This window comes from Actinobacillus vicugnae, assembly GCF_901687125.1.
In the GTDB taxonomy this organism is placed as follows: Bacteria; Pseudomonadota; Gammaproteobacteria; order Enterobacterales; family Pasteurellaceae; genus Actinobacillus; species Actinobacillus vicugnae.
Window position 1 is genome coordinate 20,394 of sequence record NZ_CABFJY010000008.1, and the last position, 22,038, is coordinate 42,431.

The following is a 22,038-nucleotide window of genomic DNA, read 5'->3' on the forward strand; positions in this document are numbered from 1 at the left end:
TAAGCTAATGGTCGGGGTGCTACGTAAGTGGTTGATTTATTAGGATATGTGGAGGCTAAACCCCGCTTTGTCTTTCATAAGTGACAAAGCAAACAACATTTAAGGAAAATTCTTATGGCACAAGTTTCTATGCGCGATATGCTTAACGCAGGCGTTCACTATGGTCACCAAACTCGTTACTGGAACCCAAAAATGAAACCATTCATTTTCGGTGCTCGTAATGGTGTTCACGTAATCAACTTAGAAAAAACTTTACCTTTATTCAACGAAGCTTTAGCGGAATTAACTCGCATTTCAAGCAACAACGGTAAAATTTTATTCGTTGGTACAAAACGTGCAGCGTCTGAAGCAGTTAAAGCAGCAGCAGTAGATTGCCAACAATTCTACGTAAACCACCGTTGGTTAGGTGGTATGTTGACTAACTGGAAAACAGTACGTCAATCAATCAAACGTTTAAAAGATTTAGAAGCTCAAACTCAAGACGGTACTTTTGACAAAATCACTAAAAAAGAAGCGTTAATGCGTACTCGTGAGTTAGAAAAATTAGAGTTAAGCTTAGGCGGTATCAAAGATATGGCTGGCCTTCCAGATGCAATTTTTGTAATTGGTGCTGACCACGAACATATCGCAATCAAAGAAGCAAACAACTTAGGTATTCCAGTATTTGCTATCGTTGATACAAACTCTACGCCAGACGGTGTTAACTACATCATCCCTGGTAACGATGACGCAACACGTGCAATCCAACTTTACTTAGATGCAGCATCAGCAGCAGTTAAAGAAGGTCGTGGTTCAAACGTTGAAGCTGAATTAGAAGCAGCAGCTGAATAATCGTTATTAAGGCATAGCCCTTAAATCACTTTGGAGCAGGGGCGATTTTATCCCCCTGCTTTTCTTATCTAATTTAACCTTAGAGGAATACAAAATGGCTGAAATCACAGCATCACTCGTAAAAGAACTTCGTGAACGTACTGGCGCAGGTATGATGGAATGTAAAAAAGCGTTAGTTGAAGCAAACGGTGATATCGAATTAGCAATCGACAACATGCGTAAATCTGGTCAAGCTAAAGCAGCTAAAAAAGCAGGTAATGTAGCAGCTGAAGGCGTTATCTTAGCTCGCATTGCTAATGGTTTTGGTGTGTTAGTTGAAATGAACTGCCAAACTGACTTCGTAGCAAAAGACGCTGGTTTCTTAGAATTAGCAAACGAAGTTGTTGATTACGCAGCAGCAAACAAAGGTATTTCAATTGAAGCATTAGCAGCACAATTCGAAGAAAAACGTGTTGCATTAGTTGCTAAGATTGGTGAAAACATGAACATCCGTCGTGTTCAATACTTAGATGGTAACGTAATCGCACAATACTTACACGGCGCGAAAATCGGTGTGTTAGTAGCTGGTGAAGGTTCAGAAGAAGAATTGAAGAAAGTTGCAATGCACGTTGCAGCATCTAAACCTGAATTTGTAAACCCAGAAGATGTTTCTGCAGACGTGGTAGCTAAAGAGCGTGAAATCCAAATTGAAATTGCGATGAACTCTGGTAAACCAAAAGAAATCGCAGAGAAAATGGTTGAAGGTCGTATGGCTAAATTCACTGGTGAAGTTTCATTAACTGGTCAAGCATTTGTAATGGATCCTTCACAATCAGTAGGTGCATACTTAAAATCCGTAAACACTTCAGTATCTAACTTCATCCGTTTAGAAGTTGGTGAAGGTATTGAGAAAGTTGAAACTGACTTTGCTGCAGAAGTTGCTGCAATGCAAAAAGTTTAATTTCGGTATGAAATAGAAAAAGCAGGCAAAAGCCTGCTTTTTTTGTCTCTACTGACTTGCGGTAAAGCGGTCATATTTACTGTAAATTTGACCGCTTGTTTGTTGCTATTTGGTTGGAATTACAATCGCAGGATCTGCTTTGTTTGGGATTTTATCAATCAATTTTTGCAAACCGTAATCATCTTTATCGCTTTGATTACTAAATAAATCTGCTGCTGGATTTAATTTCTCATTATTGATTCCAATCCATTTTCCAATACCATCCGTAAAGTTTAAACCTGATTTAAATACTTTATAAACATGGCGTTCACTATCATCACTTGAAATTTTAAATAACGGAACATCAAAATGTAATTTGCTTTTCCCTGTATTTAAAATATGAATCCCTTTTTCATCTTCGCTATGAATCAAACCATGATCAGAAAAATAAACCATGGAGAAACTTCTGCCATTTTTTGCTTTATTTTGATTTAGCTCATGATAAAGCTTTTCAAGTAATTCATCGGTTTTCTTTATTGAAGATAGATAACAGTTTACATTGTGGTATTTGCTAGCAATTTTGGCATCATCTAACATTTTGGGGTAATCGGTTAGACGATCACAAGTGATAGGGTGTGAACCATATAAATGAACAGCAATAAAACGTTTTCCTTCGCTCGGTTGTGAAATCACTTGGCTAAATTTAGGAAGCAATGCAAAATCACTAATATTTTGGCTAAAGGAATCTCCCGATTTTAAAAAGATTTTTTCATCACTTTTATTGGCAAGCGAAGAAATTGGCGTATCAAATCGCCCTAAATAACCTTGATTTGAGATCCAATAGGTTTTAATTCCTGCTGATTTAACCAAATCCACCAAATTTAAGCGATAATTTCCTTCCCAAGTTTGGGTGTTTGGTTTAGTTAGCAATAATTTTAATGATGAGATGGTGTTAGTCCCGCCAGCGGTAAAACCGTCAATCACTGTGCCGTTGGCACTACTCATAAACGGTGTGTTAGCAATCGGATAGCCGTAAGCATGATGATAGTCCTTACGAGCGCTTTCACCGATAACTAATACATAATCATCATATTTTGTATTAGCAGAAAGGGTGGAATTACCCCATTCAGACGGAATTGCAACACCGCTATTTAATGCTTTGAGTTCGCGTTTTACTTTTAGACTTTCACTAAAAAATTCATGGAAAAATTTAAACGGTGAAAGGCTAAACAACGAAATCAGTAAAGCGCTGATAATAAATGTGCGATTGTTCAGGAAATTAATTTGATTTTGTCGGGTGATTTTTCTGAAAAAAATGACCGTAAGTAAGATAGTAATGGCGATCAGATAATTGCTAATTGGTAATTGTGTTAGGAATTCTCGCCCTTCTAGCAGATCGGTGGCAAATAATGATGCAATGTACTGGTAAGACGGTGCACCGAATGATAAACCAATCGGCGTATATAACATATAACCAATAGTGATCGGCAATAATAGGGCGTAGTAAGAGAGTTTAGAACTACCTAATGCAATAATAAGAATTACGGCACAAAGCGTTTCAATCAGATTTGGTGAAGGGAAAAAGCCAGAACCTTTGAGCATAAAATAGCCCGCAAAAACCGCTAAAAATAGCGCAATAAAAGTAGATATGACTTGTTTTTTTGTCAATTTATGTGTCATTTTTTATTCCAAGAAGTAAATATAATAGGTTGCTATTTCCTGATTAAACAGGATGTTCTATAATAGCGCAATTTTGTTTTTAGTCCATATAGCATAAGAGGCAATTAAAATGAGTAAACCAATCTACAAACGTATTTTATTAAAATTAAGTGGCGAAGCATTACAAGGTGATGAAGGTTTCGGTATTGATCCATCAATTTTAGATCGTATGGCGTTAGAAATAAAAGAATTAGTAGAAATGGGTGTAGAAGTTGGTGTTGTGCTTGGGGGCGGTAACTTATTCCGTGGCGCAAAATTAGCAAAAGCGGGTATGAACCGTGTAGTAGGTGACCATATGGGTATGCTTGCGACGGTAATGAACGGTTTAGCGATGCGTGATGCATTACACCGTGCAGACGTGAATGCAAAATTAATGTCTGCGTTCCAGTTAAACGGTATTTGCGATACTTATAACTGGTCTGAAGCGATTAAAATGTTACGTGAAAAACGCGTAGTTATTTTTTCAGCAGGTACAGGTAGCCCATTCTTCACTACGGATTCAGCAGCTTGCTTACGTGGTATTGAGATTGAAGCTGATGTGGTATTAAAAGCAACTAAAGTAGATGGCGTGTACGACAAAGATCCTGCAAAATTTGCCGATGCAAAATTACACAATCAATTAAGCTATGCGGAAGTTATTGAACAAGAATTACAAGTAATGGACTTAGCCGCATTTACCTTAGCACGTGACCACGGTATGCCAATTCGTGTCTTCAATATGGTAAAACCAGGTGCATTAAAACAAGTGGTAACAGGTACAACTGAAGGTACTATTATTTCTTAATAATCTCAACCCTAACAAGCGGTCTGTTTTCTTTAAAACTTTGCAGAGAGAAGCAGACCGTTTTTATTGCGAGTAATTTGGGCTTAGGGCTATGAAAATGAAAGGGATTTAGGTAAAATTGACAAGATTATTGACACAAATATTGAAAGGAACAACAAATGATCAACGAAATTAAAAAAGATGCGCAAGATCGTATGGAAAAAAGCTTAGATGCACTAAAAAGCCATATTTCTAAAATTCGTACAGGTCGCGCGCAACCAAGCCTTTTAGATGGTATCCAAGTTGAGTACTATGGTTCTGCAACACCTCTTCGCCAAGTAGCAAACGTTGTAGCAGAAGATGCTCGTACATTAGCGGTAAACGTATTTGACCGTTCTTTAATTAGCGCAGTAGAAAAAGCGATTTTAACTTCTGATTTAGGTTTAAACCCATCATCAGCTGGCGCAACAATCCGTGTTCCACTTCCACCATTAACAGAAGAGCGTCGCCGTGATTTAATTAAAATCGTAAAAGGCGAAGGTGAACAAGGTAAAATCGCAATCCGTAATGTACGTCGTGATGCAAATGATCAAATCAAAGCGTTATTAAAAGACAAAGAAATCAGTGAAGATGAAGAGCGTAAAGCACAAGATGAAATCCAAAAAATCACTGATGGTTATGTGAAAAAAGTGGATGAAGTATTAGCAGCAAAAGAAAAAGAATTATTAGATTTCTAATCTGAGCTGAATAAATTGAGGCACGTTGATACGTGCCTTTTTTGTAAGTACGAACGGTATTTGCCCACATAAAATTTTGTGTGTTTACGGGCGGGCACATCGCCCTACATCATTGAGACAAATTTGCACTTTTGTGTATTTGTTATATAACAACGAAAAAAGCGCGAAATTTGATCGCTTATTCAGTTGCAATTTCCCAACACGCTAATAACTTATTTAGCCCTTCTCGCAACTGCAGTTCACTTAAATGTCCAAATCCTAAACTAAATAATCGTCGTCGTTGCTGTTCAATCGGATAAACTTTAATTTTTTGTGCTTTTGCTAATTCAACTAATTGGGCAGATGTACGATCCTCATTTAATAATTCGATCAATAAATAAAAGCCTGAATGTTCGCCATAATATTTAATTTGTTGAGCGTAGGGCGAGAGCAGCTCACAAAGGCACTCCATTTTTTTGCGATAGACTTTGCGCATTCGGTTGATATGTTTTTCAAATTCACCTGATTGAATAAATTTTGCCAAACGTTGTTGCTCAAAACGAGACACAGAGGCATTAAAAAAGGCACAGTGTTGCTGATATTCAGCCAATAAATTACGTGGTAGCACTAAAAAAGTAATACGTAAAGAGGGCATCAATAGTTTAGAAAAAGAACCTAAATAGATCACTTTATTTTGATTATCTAAACTTTGTAGCGAAGGAATTGGCTTGCCTGTGTAACGAAATTCGCTATCGTAATCGTCCTCAATAATATAGCGTCCGTCTTGTGTTGTCGCCCATTCCAGCAATTGTTGGCGTTGCCCTATTGTTAAAATATGACCGAACGGGTATAAATGTGACGGCGTTAAATACGCGACATTGATTTGATTTTTAAGCAAAAATTCAATATCTAGCTGATAATTTTCAGAACTGAATGGTAGTTTGAAAATCGGCTTGTGATAGAGGGTTAATAATTTTTCTACCGTAGGGTAGCCATAAGATTCCATCGCCCAGTTCATATTGGGATTTAATTGTTGAAACAATAAAATAAGTTGCTGTAAACAGCTTTCCACGCCAGCGCCAATAACAATTTGTTCAGGCTCACAATGTACTCCTCGAGAAGCTAATAAATATTGCGAAATCTGTTGACGTAAATTCAAATCGCCTTGCTTATCTCCCATATTGAGCCAATCTTTATGTTGCCAAGTGGCTGATTTTTTCCAACGGTCAAAGGGAAAATGACTAACATCAATTTTATTCGGATTGAAGTCGATTTCATAACGGCTAGAAGCGGTCGAATTTACAAAATGTTTTACCGCATTCGAACTTGAATAAGCTAACTCAGCCTGAAAACAAACAAAAAAACCACTGCGAGGCTTTGATTCAATATAACCTTCTGCCAATAGCTGAGTGTAAGCACTTTCCACCGTATTTTGGCTAATTTGCAAATGTTCGCATAACTGTCTTTTGGACGGCAATTTATCACCAAGTTGCAATTCTTGGCTATGAATTGAGTGCTTTATTTGCTGATAAAGCTGTAAATAGAGTGGGGTTGATTGTTGTTTATTGAGAAGATAGCTGAGCTTTTTCACTGCAATTTATCCTAGAAATTAGACCGCTTGTTTTTGTTGCTTTTGTTCTTTACGACGGCGTTGAAAGAATTGACTGATTTTTTTGCTACAGTCTGTTGCCAATACGCCCCCTCGAATTTCTAGCAAATGATTCATTTTATAGTCTTCAAATAAATGGAAGCGAGAGCCAATTGCTCCCGTTTTATAATCACTCGCACCAAACACAAGGCGTTTGATACGGCTATGTAAAATTGCACCTGCGCACATGCTACAAGGTTCTAACGTTACGTACAGAGTACAATCTAGTAAGCGATAATTGTTGAGCGCTTTACCCGCTTGACGAATAGCAAGTATTTCAGCATGCGCACTTGGATCAGACAGCTGAATAACTTGATTCCAACCTTCGCCAAGCATCTTACCATTGCTATCTACTAAAACTGCCCCAACGGGGATTTCCCCAATGGCTTCAGCTCGGTCAGCTAGTGCTAGAGCCTGCTGCATAAAATGGATATCTTGCTCGGAAATAGTGAGCGAGCAGTGTGTGGTTTGAGGTTTGATAAACATAATGTAAAAATTAACAGAAATTTGACCGCTTGTAATTGAATCTCGTATAGCAAAATGCCCCAAGATTGGGGGCATTAATTAAAAGAGTGGATTAGTCGCGACGACCACGGCCTTTATCATTGAAGCGCTTTTCTTTAAAACCGCCTTTTTTACGGTCATTGAAACCGCCATTATCACGACGGTCACGTCCGCCACGATCTCCACGGCGGTCATTACGATCGTTACGACGACCGCCACCACGGCGCTCTTCAAATGGCTGGCTATTCACGCCACCTGCAGGGCCTAATAAAGACATCTGCATTTGTTTGTTTAATACACGTGCTTTTTGTGCGAAGTGTTGCACGATATGATTTGGCATACCTTGTGGTAATTCAATAGTTGAATAAGTGTCGTGTAATTTGATATGACCGATATAACGGCTACTAATATCGCCTTCATTAGCAATTGCGCCGACGATATGACGTACTTCAACACCGTCTTCACGACCTAATTCAATACGATATAAATCCATTGCTACGCCGTTATTTTCACGGTGTTCACGACCTCCACGACGATCGTCACGTCCGCCACGGCGATCATCACGGTCTCTACGACCACGTTCGCCTCGGACTGCGCGAATTTCAGGATCTGGTGGAAGAATTAGTTTTTGTTTTTCTTGCAACATCATCATCATTGCTGCAGCTAATTCTTCGTGGTCTTGATCTGCAGTGAATAAATCTTCAAGTAATTCACGATATTGTTCTAAATCGTGATGTTCAAGCTGTGCAGAAACACGTGCTTTGAATTTCTCACGGCGTTTTGCCATAAGAAGTTCATGATTTGGAATTGCCACTTCATCAATCGGTTTTTTCATCAAATGTTCGATATTACGAAGTAAACGACGTTCACGAGGTTCTACGAATAATAATGCACGACCCGAACGTCCCGCACGACCTGTGCGACCGATACGGTGTACATACGATTCTGCATCTAATGGAATATCAAAGTTTACCACTAAGCTGATTCGCTCAATATCAATACCACGAGCTGCAACATCGGTTGCCACTAAAATATCTAAACGACCAGATTTTAATTTATCTAATGTTTGCTCACGAGCTTGTTGAGTCATATCACCGTTTAACGCTGCTGCACGGTAGCCGTTACGCTCACATAATTCAGTAATATCAATGGTACCTGTTTTAGTACGAGTAAAGATAATTGCTGCATCAAACTCTTCTACTTCTAAGAAGCGAAGTAGCGCATCATTTTTACGGAAACCGTTTACTAACCAGTAGCTTTGTGTAATATCTGGCGCAGAACGTTGAGTCGCTTGAATTTTTACTTCTTGTGGATCTTGCATAAAGCGACGAGTGATTCGACGAATTGGCTCAGGCATTGTTGCTGAGAATAACGCAGTTTGGTGATTTTCTGGTAACTCCGCCATTACCGTTTCAACATCGTCAATAAAGCCCATGCGTAACATTTCATCTGCTTCATCTAACACGATAGATTGCAATGCTGAAAGGTCTAAAGTACCACGGCGAATGTGATCAAGAATACGACCTGGCGTACCCACAACTACTTGTGAACCTTGTTTTAAGGCACGTAATTGGATGTCATAGCGCTGACCACCGTAAACGGTTACTACACGAATGCCTTTCATATTTTTAGTAAATTGTTCGCAAGCATCAGCAACCTGAATCGCTAATTCACGTGTTGGTGCCATTACTAACATTTGAGGGTGGCGTTGTGTAGGATCGATTTGTGCAAGTAGAGGTAAAGAGAATGCAGCTGTTTTACCACTCCCTGTTTGTGCCATACCAAGTACGTCACGACCTGCTAATAAATGTGGGATTGTTTCTTGTTGAATTGGCGATGGGTTTACAAAGCCGATTTCATTTACTGCGTCAAGGATTGATTGTGGAAGACCTAAGTCTGCAAAAGTTAAAGCGTTAGTTGTCATAAAAAAACCATAAGTAATGGATAATGGCGAACTCAGACAATTTGTTGATGTTTGGTACATAACAAATTATCTCAATCAGCCATTATCAATTGATAATAAATTGTTGAGTTTAGGAAAGAAAAAATAAAGTAATGAAGCAAATCAAATGCTTTTAACAATTTGTCCCAAGAGTACAAGCGACCTATTTTTACAAGAAAATTGCAAAATTAGACCGCTTAAATCGTCCTAATTATTCCCAACAACGGGAGTTATTTGAGTTGCAGCGTTGTTACTACGTAGCTGAGAAAGCTCAAATAAGGCAAAACGATACTCAACAAAGTTAAACACTTGATTTGCAAGAGAGAGACGGAAAAGCGTGATTGCTTCGTCCGTTTTATTTAGTTTGAGTTGTTGTTTTGCTAGATAAAAATATGTTTCGGTTAGAATTTCCGCATAAGAAGCAGTATTTGGTTGTGCCTCTTTTTCTATTCTATCACGAAGTTGACCAAGAGTTAACTCCCCTAAGAAATAATGCACAACATTTGTTCCCCAATAATCAGGTGAAAGTGCTTGTGAGCGCATAATTAAATTTGCTTTTGCTTCATGGGGCTTGAGTTCTAACTCATTGAAATATAACCATAATGCACGGTATGGATCTTGCTTTTCTTCTTCATAAAAGCGTAATAAATCACGTTCTGCTTCGGAGTAGCGCCCACTATAATAAAACGCTAAGCCGCGATTTAAGTAGGTATAATTATAATGAGGATCCAATTCTAAAACGGCATTAAAGGCATCAATAGCGCTGTCGTAATCATCTTCAAGTAATAGATATAGACCCATATAGTTATAGGCAGCAGCCATTTTTTGGCTGAGACCAATAGCTTGGGCAAAATCATAACGAGCAAGTGACCATAAACCTAAGCTGTCGTATAGTACACCTCGTTCGAAATGAAGATCAGCACGTTCAGCTTGGCTTAGTTTTGCTTCTTGTAATACTTGGGTTAAACGAACCACCATCACTTCTTGTTCAAAGCGTAGTTGAGGGTTTAACTCGGCTAATGCTAAATGATTTGACGACACCATTTCTGAAGCATTGCGGTTTGCACAACCAGTCAGAAATAAGAAGGTGAAAAAATTCAGCATTAAGAAGCGAATATGAAACACTTTAAATATCAGTGAAAACATTAGATAAGCAGCCTTCAAGAGAAATATCTACCCTCATTTAAGAGGGTAGATAGTGCTATTAGATCTCAGTTGGTTGTTCTTGAGGTTGAACTTCAGTTTCTTCTGTTGTTGCAACTTCGTTGTTGATATCTTTCATCGTTAAACGGATACGATTTTGACGGTCGATTTCAACAACTTTCACTGTTACTTCTTGACCTACGCTTAAGTAGTCTGCAACACGCTCAACACGTTCATTCGTAATTTGTGAAATGTGAACAAGACCTTCTTTACCGCCTAAGATTGAAACAAATGCACCGAAATCTACTACACGAGTGACTTTACCTTTGTAGATCGCATTTACTTCGACTTCTGCCACGATATCTTCAATGCGAGCCATTACTGTTTTAGCCGCATTGTTGTCTGTTGCAGCAATTTTCACTGTGCCATCATCATCAATATCAATAGATGTGCCAGTTTCTTCGGTTAAAGCACGAATTACAGCGCCACCTTTACCAATCACATCTTTGATTTTCTTCGGATCGATTTTCATTGTATGAATGCGAGGTGCGAAGTCAGAAATATCTGAACGAGGTGCTGGAATTGCTTGTTCCATCACACCTAAAATATGCATACGAGCACCTTTCGCTTGATTTAATGCAATTTGCATAATTTCTGGTGTGATACCTTCAATTTTAATGTCCATTTGAAGTGCTGTCACACCTTCACGTGTACCTGCCACTTTAAAGTCCATATCACCTAAGTGGTCTTCATCACCTAAAATATCAGAAAGTACCACAAATTTTTCATCTTCTTTTACTAAGCCCATTGCAATACCTGCAACTGCTGCTTTGATTGGCACGCCTGCATCCATTAACGCAAGGGACGCACCACACACTGAAGCCATTGAAGATGAACCGTTTGATTCTGTAATTTCAGATACCACACGCACTACGTATGGGAATTCTTCTGCAGTTGGCATTACAGCTAATACACCACGTTTTGCTAAACGACCGTGACCGATTTCACGACGTTTTGGCGAACCAATACGACCTGTTTCACCCACAGAGTATGGCGGGAAGTTGTAATGGAATAAGAAACGATCAGATTTTTCGCCTGTTAATTCATCAATAATTTGTGCATCACGCTCTGTTCCTAAAGTCGCTACCGCTAGAGCTTGCGTTTCACCACGTGTGAAAATGGCAGAGCCGTGGGTGCGTGGTAATACGCCTGTGCAGATGTCTAATGCACGTACAGTATCGACTGTACGACCATCAATACGAGGCTCACCTGCGATAATACGGCTACGTACGATTTGGCTTTCAAGCGATGTGATAATATCAATGATTGCACCTTCAGAAACCGTTTCATCTTCTGCAGTTAATTGGGCAATAACATCTGCTTTGATTGCGTCAATTTGCTCGTAACGAGCTTGTTTTTCAGTAATACGGTATGCATCGCCAATACGAGCTTCAGCTAATGCTTTAACTTGATTGATTAATGCCGTATTTGGTTCTGGAGCAACCCAATCCCAACGTGGTTTGCCTGCTTCTTTAACAAATTCTTTGATATTTTCAATCACAACTTGTTGCTGTTGGTGACCAAACACTACTGCCGCTAACATTTGTTCTTCAGAAAGAATATCAGCTTCAGATTCAACCATTAATACGGCTTTATCTGTACCAGCTACGACTAAATCTAAACGGCTTTGTTTTTGTTCTGAAATAGTTGGGTTAAGCACGAATTGATCATTAATAAAACCAACACGTGCAGCACCGATAGGACCATTAAATGGCACGCCTGATAATGAAAGTGCGGCAGAAGCACCGATCATTGCAACAAGGTCTGGGCTGATTTGTGGATTAACGGAAACCACAGTGGCAATCACTTGAATTTCGTTGAAGAAGCCTTCTGGGAAAAGTGGGCGTACAGGACGGTCGATTAAACGCGCGATTAATGTTTCACCTTCAGATGGACGACCTTCACGTTTGAAAAAACCACCAGGGATACGACCTGCCGCATAAGTACGTTCTTGATAATCTACAGTTAATGGGAAGAAATCTTGGCCTTCTTTTACATCTTTTTTAGCCACTACGGTAACGAATACGGTTGTATCGTCCATACTTGCCATTACTGCGGCTGTTGCTTGGCGTGCGATAGCACCTGTTTCTAATGTTACGGTATGCTGACCGTATTTAAACTGTCTTACGATTGGGTTCATTTTAAAATCCTATAAATAGTTGAAATTTCGTTTTATTCCTTATTGCGACTAGCAAAAAACCTCTTATTTTTTAGGAGATTAGCATAGGCTCTGAATTAAAAAGCTTTTTGATAGCCGCCTCAATCTTTTGCACTGAAATGCGAGAAATAAAACGTCGGCATTATACAGATATTTTCGGTGAAAATCGCCTATTATTTTATAGCTTGTCATATTTTTACAAAATTAGACCGCTTGTCTTTTTTAAGTTGGACAAATATCCATAAATCATAGAGAATAAGCGGTCTTTTTTACTAAATTATTTGCAAAAATGAGTACAGAAATTAATTACGAAGGTGTCGAACAAATGCCAATTAAGCGTTTTACCGAAGACGCTTACCTCAACTATTCGATGTACGTCATTATGGACCGTGCTTTGCCATTTATTGGTGATGGTTTAAAACCCGTACAACGCCGTATTGTTTATGCGATGTCTGAATTAGGCTTAAATGCCTCGGCTAAATATAAAAAATCTGCGCGTACTGTCGGGGACGTGTTAGGTAAATTTCACCCGCATGGTGATAGCGCTTGTTATGAAGCGATGGTGTTAATGGCACAGCCGTTCTCATATCGTTATCCATTGATTGACGGGCAAGGAAACTGGGGCGCACCTGATGATCCTAAATCGTTCGCTGCTATGCGTTATACCGAATCTAAATTGTCAAAAATGGCAGAAGTATTGTTAGGCGAATTAGGGCAAGGTACAGTGGATTATCAACCAAATTTTGATGGTTCATTGGAAGAGCCCAAATATCTGCCTGCACGTTTACCCCATATTTTATTGAATGGCACAATGGGGATTGCGGTGGGAATGGCGACCGATATTCCGCCTCACAATATCAATGAATTAGCCGATGCAAGCGTAATGTTATTGGAAAATCCGACCGCTTCACTTGCTGATTTAATGACGGTAGTGCAAGGTCCTGATTATCCAACTGAAGCGGAAATCATTACCTCGAAAGCCGATATTGCAAAAATGTATGCGCAAGGCAAAGGTTCAATCAAAATGCGCGCGGTTTGGAAAAAAGAAGAGGGCGAAATTGTAATTTCTGCACTGCCACACCAAGCCTCACCATCTAAAATTATTGAGCAAATCGCCACCCAAATGCGAAACAAAAAATTGCCAATGGTAGATGATATTCGTGATGAGTCTGATCACGAAAACCCGATTCGTATTGTGATTGTGCCACGTTCAAATCGCATTGATTTTGAAGCGTTAATGGATCACTTATTTGCGACGACTGATCTCGAAAAAAGTTATCGAGTCAATATGAATATGATTGGTTTGGACGGCAAACCAGCGGTTAAAAATTTACAGACGATTTTAACTGAATGGTTAACGTTTCGCCGTAGCACAGTAACACGTCGTTTAAACTACCGTTTAGATAAAATTTTAAACCGCTTACATATTTTGGAAGGCTTAATGATCGCTTTCCTGAATATTGATGAAGTGATTGAAATTATCCGTAATGAAGATGAACCCAAAACGGTACTAATGGCACATTTTAATTTGAGCGATATGCAAGCAGAGGCGATTTTAAACTTACGTTTGCGCCATTTAGCTAAATTGGAAGAACACGAGTTACAAGCAGAGAAATCACAACTTGAAAAAGAACGCGATGAATTGCAATTAATTCTAGGCTCAGAACGTCGTTTAAATACGCTGATTAAAAAAGAAATCCAAGCCGATGCTAAAGCATTTGCCAGCCCTCGCCGTTCACCATTAGTAGAACGTGCGGAAGCAAAAGCGATTGCAGAAAGCGATTTAACCCCAACGGAAGATGTGACGGTTATTCTTTCTGAGAAAGGTTGGGTACGTTGTGCGAAAGGGCATGATATTGATGTGCAAGGCTTAAGCTATCGTGCAGGTGATGGTTATTTGGCACATGCACATGGTAGAAGTAATCAACCTGTAGTTTTCTTAGATAGCACAGGTCGCGCTTATGCGTTAGATCCAACGTCATTACCTTCGGCACGCTCTCAAGGTGAGCCACTCACAGGTAAAATTAGTTTGCCTGAAGGCGCAACGGTACAGCAGGTATTAATGGCAAATTCAGAAGCTAAAGTGCTAATGGCATCAGATTCTGGTTATGGTTTTATCTGTACTTTTGAAGATTTAGTTTCGCGTAATAAAGCGGGTAAAGCGGTCATTTCTTTAACTGAAAATGCAAAAGTATTACCGCCACAATTGCTAGCAAATGAAGAGGAACTATCTTTGGTTGCCATGAGTAGTGTAGGCAGAATGTTGGTATTTCCAATCACTGAATTGCCACAGCTTTCAAAAGGTAAAGGCAATAAGATTATCAATATTTCAGCGCAAGCTGCCAAAGAAGGTAACGAACTGCTGGCGCGTTTATTGCTAGTTACACCAACACAATCACTGGTGTTTGTTTCTGGTAAGCGTAAAATTACACTTAAACCAAGTGATATTGATAATTACCGTGGTGAACGAGCGCGTAAAGGTTCACAGCTGGTGCGAGGCTTGAGTGCAACTTCAACGGTTGAGATTGTGGATGAGTAAATTTTCAATCTAGATGGAAAATAGAAACGTAATTTTTCTATATAAGGCAGTAAGATCGTGCATGGAAATATGAGGAGGTACGTATGTATAATCTATTTCGTAAACTTATTGAAAAAACGTCACTTGAATCTTGGGCAAAAGTTTAAGATGATATTGCTAAAGTTACTATTCTTGCATTCCCTGTTATTTTATATGGAAAAGATTTAGTATCTTGGAAGTTAATCAAGTTATTTTTCTTAATCTTAACTATATACTCGTTCCTAGTCGTAGGTCGTATAATTACATAATTGATACTACAAGCGGTCAAATTTCGTAAAATTTTTGCGGAATTTGACCGCTTGCTTTTTTGATTTCATTCCTATTTGACTCACATTCCTGTACAATAAACCCCATTTTTCATAAACAAACGATAAAGCTGTATGCAAAACGAATTGGCACAGACAATCCCTGAACTGATCAACTGGACGAAAGAGCGAGAATTTTCGCTTTCGTTGTCTTCTAAGCGCCTTGCCTTTCTCTTGGCGATTTCTATTTATAATAATGAACAAACAGATGGAGAGCTGTTAGAAAGCGATCTCGTCGATCTTTTCCGCTATGTTTCCGAAACGTTTGAGCAATCGGAAGCAACGCTTGTACAACGTGCCAATAATGCCATTAATGATTTAGTGAAACAGCGTTTTCTTAACCGTTTTTCCAGCGAATTTACTGAAGGCTTGGCAATTTATCGTGTAACACCGCTAGGCGTTGGGGTGGCAGACTATTATGTGCGTCAGCGTGAGTTTTCAACTTTACGTTTATCGATCCAGCTTTCAATTGTGGCAGATGAAATTCAGCGAGCTTCATCAGCAGCGGAAGAAGGTGGCGATGAGCGTTTTTGGCGTAATAATGTTTTTGCGCCACTTAAATATTCAGTGGCAGAAATTTTCGATAGCATCGATCTTTCACAGCGTATGATGGATGAAAACCAGCACCAAATTCGTGAGCGGATTGCTGAACTATTGAGCCAAAACTGGCATGAAGCCATTCATAGTTGTGAACAACTACTAGATGAAACATCAGGTAATCTGCGTGAATTACAAGATACACTAAATGCAGCAGGCGATAAGCTTCAAGCGCAATTGTTGCGTATTCAAAGTTGTTTAATTGGGCGTGATGATTTGGATTTTGTTGATCAGCTGATTGTGAATTTACAAAATAAATTAGACCGCATTATCAGCTGGGGGCAACAGGCAATTGACCTCTGGATTGGCTACGATCGTCACGTGCATAAATTTATTCGTACTGCAATTGATATGGATAAAAACCGTGTGTTTGGTCAGCGTTTACGCCAATCTATTCAAGATTATTTCAAGGCACCTTGGTTGCTTTATACCGCTAAAGCAGAGGCATTATTAGATCTGCGTGATGATGAAGCGATGCTGAATGAAGCTGAAGCGGTGGGTGAATTACCAAGCGAATTAGAATATGAATCGCTTTCAGATGTGCAAGAACAAATTATTAGTGTAATGCAAGCGCATTTAGCGCCGTTTAGAGCAGAAGGCAAACCGATTGATTTAGGTGCAGTGTTACGCGAACAGCTTGCGCTTTATCCGCAATCTCGCCATTTTGATGTCGCACGAATTATTGTGGATCAAGCAGTAAAACTCGGTATGGCGAGCCTCGACAGCCAAGCGGTTTACCCAGAATGGCAAGCAATTAACCAAACGGGCGCAGAAGTTCAAGCGAACGTGATTGATCAGTACAATAAATAGCAAGATAGGCTTTACCTATCATTCGAAACAAAAGATGTAATGGTGGGCTAACAGCCTAGCCTACGAGAGTAAAATATGACAGAGCAAATCCAAGACGTTATTTCTCCAAAATTGGCAATTGCAATTGCCAATCCAATTTTTCCTGAGCTTGATAGCCAATTGCGTGCGGGGCGCCATATCAATACCGAACAGTTAGACGAACATGCTTTCTTAATGGATTTCCAAACCGAGTTAGAAAGTTTTTATCGCCGTTACCATGTGGAATTAATTCGTGCGCCAGAAGGCTTTTTCTATTTACGCCCAAAAGCTTCCACACTGATTGCGCGTGCGGCAATGTCGGAAATGGAAATGTTAGTGGGTAAAGTGCTTTGTTACCTTTACCTCAGCCCCGAGCGTTTAGCGCAACAAGGTATTTTTAGCCAAGATGATGTATATGAAGAACTGATTAACCTTGCGGATGAAAGCAAATTATTAAAAGCGGTAAATCCTCGTTCAACGGGTTCTGATTTAGATAAAGCCAAATTAGCAGAAAAGGTGGGCGGTGCATTACGTCGCTTAGTGCGTATCGGCATTATTACCCGTATTGGTGAGCAAAATAGCAAAAAATTTGTGATTTCAGAATCGGTATTCCGCTTTGGAGCGGATGTCCGAGTGGGCGATGATCCACGTGAAGCGCAATTACGTTTAATTCGTGATGGTGAAGCAACTACTCCAGACATGCTCGCACAACAAGCGGTCGAATTTGCAGAAAATTCTGCAAATGCTGAATTAGAAGATGAAACAGAATAATAGCTAACGAGATAAAGCAAATGACAGATACAAACGAACTATTTGAAGATCAAAGCGCAGCGTTGCAAAATTCTGCACAAATTGCACCGCTTGTGGTGAATCCGCATACGGTGAAGCGTGGTAAATTTCGTTCACTTACCTTAATTAACTGGAACGGTTTTTTTGCTCGCACATTTGATTTAGACGAGTTAGTGACTACGCTTTCGGGCGGTAATGGTGCGGGTAAATCAACCACAATGGCAGGTTTTGTGACCGCATTGATCCCCGATCTTACCCTTTTAAACTTCCGTAACACCACCGAAGCGGGTTCAACCTCTAGCTCTCGTGATAAAGGCTTATACGGTAAATTAAAAGCGGGCGTATGTTATGCTGTGCTGGAAAGCGTAAATTCACGTGGACAACGTGTGATTACAGGAGTGCGTTTACAGCAAGTGGCAGGGCGAGATAAAAAAGTAGATATCCGCTCGTTCTCGTTACAAAACGTATCGGCTAGTGCTTCAATTATCAGTATTCTAACTGAGCAGGTGGGTGAAAAAGCACGTGTACTACCATTAGCGGATTTAAAAGATAAATTTGATGGTTCAGAAGTAGTATTTAAGCAATATCATTCGATTACTGATTACCATAGCTTTATGTTTGATTTAGGAGTGATTCCTAAACGTTTACGTTCTTCGGCGGATCGCAGTAAATTCTATAAATTAATCGAAGCTTCACTTTATGGTGGTATTTCTAGTGTGATCACCAAATCATTGCGCGATTATTTATTGCCAGAAAATACAGGCGTACGCCAAGCATTCCAAGATATGGAATCAGCACTACGTGAAAACCGTATGACATTAGAGGCGATCAAAGTGACGCAGTCTGATCGTGATATGTTCAAACGTTTAATCACCGAATCAACCAATTATGTTTCGGCAGATTATATGCGCAATGCAAACGAGCGCCGTGGTAACGTACAAATGGCATTAGAACAACGTCGTGCGTGGTATGCATCTAAATCAAAATTGGAATTAGAACAGCAACGTTTGATCGAATTTAGCCGTGAAGTGGCGGATATTGCAGAAAATGAAAGCAGTTTAGAGGCGGAATATAATTCGGCGAACGATCACTTAAATTTAGTGATGAACGCTTTGCGCCACCAAGAAAAAATTGAACGCTATCAAGATGAAGTTGCAGAGCTGAATGAAAAAGTAGAAGAGCAACAAATTGCACTAGAAGAAGTTTCGGAACAAGTAGAAGAAGCACAAGCTCGAGCAGATGATGCAGATGATCAAGTAGAAGCGTTACGTTCACAAATGGCGGACTACCAACAAGCACTTGATGCGCAACAAACACGAGCCTTGCAATATCAACAAGCGATCGCAGCGCTTGAAAAAGCAAAACAACTTTGTGGCTTACCACATTTAGATTTACACAATGTGGAAGATTACCATGCGGAATTTGCTGCACAAGCGGAAGATTTAACGGATCAAGTATTTGAACTTGAACAGCGTTTATCCGTTTCGGATATGGCAAAAACACAGTTCGAAAAAGCGTATGATTTAGTTTGCAAAATTACTGGTGAAATTGAGCGCTCACAGGCTTGGGATGAAGCAAGAACGTTATTGAATGCTTTTGCAGACCAAAAAATGCAAGCATCACAAGCGGTCGTTTTACGCCAAAAACTTGCAGATTTAGAACAGCGTTTACACCAGCAACAAAATGCAGAACGCCTCTTAGCGGAATTTAGTCAAAAAGCACAAACGCAATTTGATTCAGCGGAAGCGTTAGAAAATTATTTCGAACAGCAACAGGCTCACCTTGAAGATGTTGAAGCGAAATTAGCGGAATTTGTTGAGATGCGTTCAGCTCAACGTCAGCAACGTGAACAGCTCAATCAACAATATAATCAGTTAGCGAAAACTGCACCAGCATGGCATACCGCGCAATCGGCATTAGCTCGTTTAGAAGAGCAATGTGCGACAAAATTTGAAGCCAGCCAATCGGTGATGCAATTTATGCAAAATATGCTGAGCAAAGAGCGTGAAGCTACCTTAGCTCGTGATGATTTAGCACGTCGGGAAGCCGAATTAGATGCACAAATCACTCGCTTAAGCCAGCCAGATGGCTCAGACGATGCTCGCTTAAATCAGTTGGCGGAACGTTTCGGTGGCGTATTGCTTTCTGAATTATATGATGATGTTTCGATTGATGATGCGCCGTATTTCTCGGCACTTTATGGCGAAGCTCGTCATGCGATTGTGGTACGTGATTTAGAAAGCGTAAAAGCCCAATTAGAAAAACTCGATGATTGCCCAACCGATCTTTATTTAATTGAAGGCGATCCTACTGCATTTGATGATGCGGTATTTAGTGCGGAAGAGCTTACAGAAGGGGTGGTTGTCAAGGTTTCTGAGCGTCAATGGCGCTATTCAAAATTCCCTGAAGTACCGTTATTTGGTCGTGCGGCACGTGAGAAACATCTAGAAACCTTAAAAGCAGAACGTGATGCAGTGAGTGAACAACACGCAGAACGTGCGTTTGATGTACAAAAATGTCAGCGTTTACATCAGCATTTAAGTCAGTTTGTCGGCACACATTTAAGTTTAGCATTCCAGCCGAATCCTGAAATGCAAATGCAAGAAATTGTGGCAGAACGCAGTGAGCTCGAACGTGGGCTTAATCAAGCAGCGAGCAATGAACAGCAATTACGTGTGCAACTAGATGTTGCAAAAGCTAAATTGCAAATGTTGAACAAAATTCTACCGTTTGTTAGCCTACTAGAAGATGAAACTTTAGCGGATCGTGCGGAAGAATGCCGTGCGCAGTTAGATGAAGCAGAAGAAGATGAGCAATTCATTCGCCAATTCGGTAATTATTTAACTCAGTTGGAGCCGATTGCGGCGAGTTTGAAGAGCGATCCAACCAAATTTGAGCAATTAGAACAAGCTTATCAACAAGCTAAAGTGGCGCAAAAACAAGTTCAACAAAAAGTCTTTGCGCTATCTGATGTGATTCAGCGCCGTGTGCATTTTAGCTATGAAGAAGCAATTGGCTCGGAAGGTTCAGCGCTTACCGAACAATTACGTAGCCGTTTAGACAATGCGCAACGCGAACGTGAGCAAGCACGTGAACAGCTTCGTCAGGCGCAAGCACAATTTACGCAGTACAACCAAGTGCTAACAGGCTTACGCAGTTCGTGTGAGGCAAAAACACAAATGCTACAAGAGCTGATTCGTGAGATTGATGATTTAGGCGTGCGTGGTGATATTGGTGCGGAAGAGCGTGCAAGAGCGCGTCGTGATGAGTTACAACAACGCTTGAGCCAACAACGGTCACGTAAAGGTTACTTAGATAAACAATTAGGTACGATTGAAGCTGAAATTGATAATCTTACTCGCACGTTACGTAAAGCGGAACGTGATTATCACACGCAACGTGAGTTAGTGGTACAGGCTAAAGCAAGTTGGTGCTTGGTGCTTCAACTTTCACGCAATAGTGATGTAGAAAAACGTTTAAATCGCCGTGAATTAGCCTATCAATCAGCGGAAGAATTACGTTCGATTTCAGATAAAGCGCTAGGTGCATTGCGCACTGCAGTGGCGGATAATGAATATTTACGTGACAGTTTACGTGCTTCGGAAGATAGCCGTAAGCCAGAAAATAAAGTGGCATTCTTTATTGCAGTTTATCAACACTTACGTGAGCGTATTCGTCAAGATATTATCAAAACAGATGATCCAATTGATGCGATTGAGCAAATGGAAATTGAGTTATCTCGTTTAACTAACGAATTAACCAGCCGTGAGAAAAAATTAGCGATCAGTGCAGAATCTGTGGCAAATATCTTACGTAAAACCATTCAGCGTGAACAAAATCGTATCTTACAACTGAACCAAGGCTTACAAAATATCGCTTTCGGTCAGGTGAAAGGCGTTCGTTTAGTGGTGAATATTCGTGATACGCATGCGATTTTACTTAATGCATTAAGTGATGGTCGTGAAGAGCATAAAGATTTATTCGACAGCCAAAAACTGAGTTTCTCAGAAGCGTTAGCAATGCTTTATAAACGTGTAAATCCACACATTGATATGGGACAACGCACGCCACAAACGATTGGTGAAGAGTTATTGGATTACCGTAACTATTTAGATCTTGAAGTGGAAACCTTCCGTGGTGCAGATGGTTGGATGCGAGCTGAAAGTAGCGCGCTTTCAACAGGTGAGGCGATCGGTACGGGTATGTCAATTCTCTTAATGGTGGTGCAAAGCTGGGAAGAAGAATCTCGCCGTATGCGTGCGAAAGATATTTTACCAAGTCGTTTATTGTTCCTTGATGAAGCAGCACGTTTGGATGCAACCTCAATTAATACGCTATTTGAATTGTGTGAACGTTTAGATATGCAGTTATTAATTGCCGCCCCAGAAAATATCAGCCCAGAACGCGGTACAACTTATAAATTGGTGCGTAAAATTACCAATAATCAAGAGTATGTACATGTAGTTGGTTTGAAAGGATTTGGGCAGTAATAACGTATAAAACTATACAAGCGGTTAGATTTGCAAAAAAGATTGCAA

14 protein-coding genes are annotated in these 22,038 nt (G+C 40.0%); 8 read left to right on the plus strand and 6 right to left on the minus strand.

Going from position 1 to position 22,038, the window contains the following annotated elements; genetic code table 11:
- Nucleotides 1-114: 114 nt before the first annotated feature.
- A complete protein-coding gene (gene rpsB / locus F8M47_RS02495) occupies nt 115-831 on the plus strand; it encodes a 30S ribosomal protein S2 (protein ID WP_150538641.1) in 717 nt (238 codons plus the stop codon).
- Nucleotides 832-925: 94 nt separating this feature from the next.
- On the plus strand, nt 926-1,771 hold the full coding sequence (tsf, locus tag F8M47_RS02500) for a translation elongation factor Ts (RefSeq protein ID WP_150538642.1): 846 nt from the start codon (nt 926-928) through the stop codon (nt 1,769-1,771).
- A gap of 105 nt (nt 1,772-1,876) precedes the next feature.
- Here the strand turns inward: tsf and F8M47_RS02505 are convergent, their stop codons facing one another.
- Nucleotides 1,877-3,430, minus strand: coding sequence for a phosphoethanolamine transferase (locus tag F8M47_RS02505; RefSeq protein ID WP_150538643.1), 1,554 nt, complete (start codon nt 3,428-3,430; stop codon nt 1,877-1,879).
- Between the two features lie 109 nt (nt 3,431-3,539).
- Here F8M47_RS02505 and pyrH point away from each other — a divergent pair, with 109 nt between their 5' ends.
- On the plus strand, nt 3,540-4,253 hold the full coding sequence (gene pyrH / locus F8M47_RS02510; protein WP_150538644.1) for a UMP kinase: 714 nt from the start codon (nt 3,540-3,542) through the stop codon (nt 4,251-4,253).
- Between the two features lie 158 nt (nt 4,254-4,411).
- Nucleotides 4,412-4,969 carry a ribosome recycling factor gene (frr, locus tag F8M47_RS02515; RefSeq protein ID WP_150538645.1) on the plus strand — a complete coding sequence of 186 codons (558 nt, stop codon included), beginning with the start codon at nt 4,412-4,414 and terminating at the stop codon, nt 4,967-4,969.
- A gap of 178 nt (nt 4,970-5,147) precedes the next feature.
- Here frr and pdxR read toward each other — a convergent pair whose 3' ends face one another.
- The 5 genes from pdxR to pnp form a co-directional block, all read right to left on the minus strand.
- Nucleotides 5,148-6,539, minus strand: coding sequence for a MocR-like pyridoxine biosynthesis transcription factor PdxR (pdxR, locus tag F8M47_RS02520; protein ID WP_150538646.1), 1,392 nt, complete (start codon nt 6,537-6,539; stop codon nt 5,148-5,150).
- An 18-nt stretch (nt 6,540-6,557) separates the two neighbouring features.
- Nucleotides 6,558-7,082, minus strand: a complete 525-nt coding sequence (gene tadA / locus F8M47_RS02525; RefSeq protein WP_150538647.1) for a tRNA adenosine(34) deaminase TadA — start codon at nt 7,080-7,082, stop codon at nt 6,558-6,560.
- 91 nt (nt 7,083-7,173) lie between these two features.
- A complete protein-coding gene (locus F8M47_RS02530; RefSeq protein WP_150538648.1) occupies nt 7,174-9,024 on the minus strand; it encodes a DEAD/DEAH box helicase in 1,851 nt (616 codons plus the stop codon).
- A gap of 225 nt (nt 9,025-9,249) precedes the next feature.
- The gene (gene nlpI, locus F8M47_RS02535) at nt 9,250-10,188 is read right to left on the minus strand and encodes a lipoprotein NlpI (protein WP_150538649.1); all 939 of its coding nucleotides are present in this window, start codon (nt 10,186-10,188) and stop codon (nt 9,250-9,252) included.
- Between the two features lie 58 nt (nt 10,189-10,246).
- Nucleotides 10,247-12,385, minus strand: coding sequence for a polyribonucleotide nucleotidyltransferase (pnp, locus tag F8M47_RS02540; RefSeq protein WP_150538650.1), 2,139 nt, complete (start codon nt 12,383-12,385; stop codon nt 10,247-10,249).
- A gap of 307 nt (nt 12,386-12,692) precedes the next feature.
- Here pnp and parC point away from each other — a divergent pair, with 307 nt between their 5' ends.
- From parC to mukB, 4 genes are all read left to right on the plus strand, one after another.
- Complete coding sequence (gene parC, locus F8M47_RS02545) at nt 12,693-14,942, plus strand: DNA topoisomerase IV subunit A (protein ID WP_150538651.1); 2,250 nt, start codon at nt 12,693-12,695, stop codon at nt 14,940-14,942.
- A gap of 419 nt (nt 14,943-15,361) precedes the next feature.
- Entirely contained in the window at nt 15,362-16,693 is a 1,332-nt protein-coding gene (gene mukF / locus F8M47_RS02555; RefSeq protein ID WP_150538652.1) for a chromosome partition protein MukF, read from the plus strand.
- 75 nt (nt 16,694-16,768) lie between these two features.
- The gene (gene mukE / locus F8M47_RS02560) at nt 16,769-17,482 is read left to right on the plus strand and encodes a chromosome partition protein MukE (RefSeq protein ID WP_150538653.1); all 714 of its coding nucleotides are present in this window, start codon (nt 16,769-16,771) and stop codon (nt 17,480-17,482) included.
- Between the two features lie 20 nt (nt 17,483-17,502).
- Entirely contained in the window at nt 17,503-21,990 is a 4,488-nt protein-coding gene (gene mukB, locus F8M47_RS02565; protein WP_150538654.1) for a chromosome partition protein MukB, read from the plus strand.
- Nucleotides 21,991-22,038: the final 48 nt, after the last annotated feature.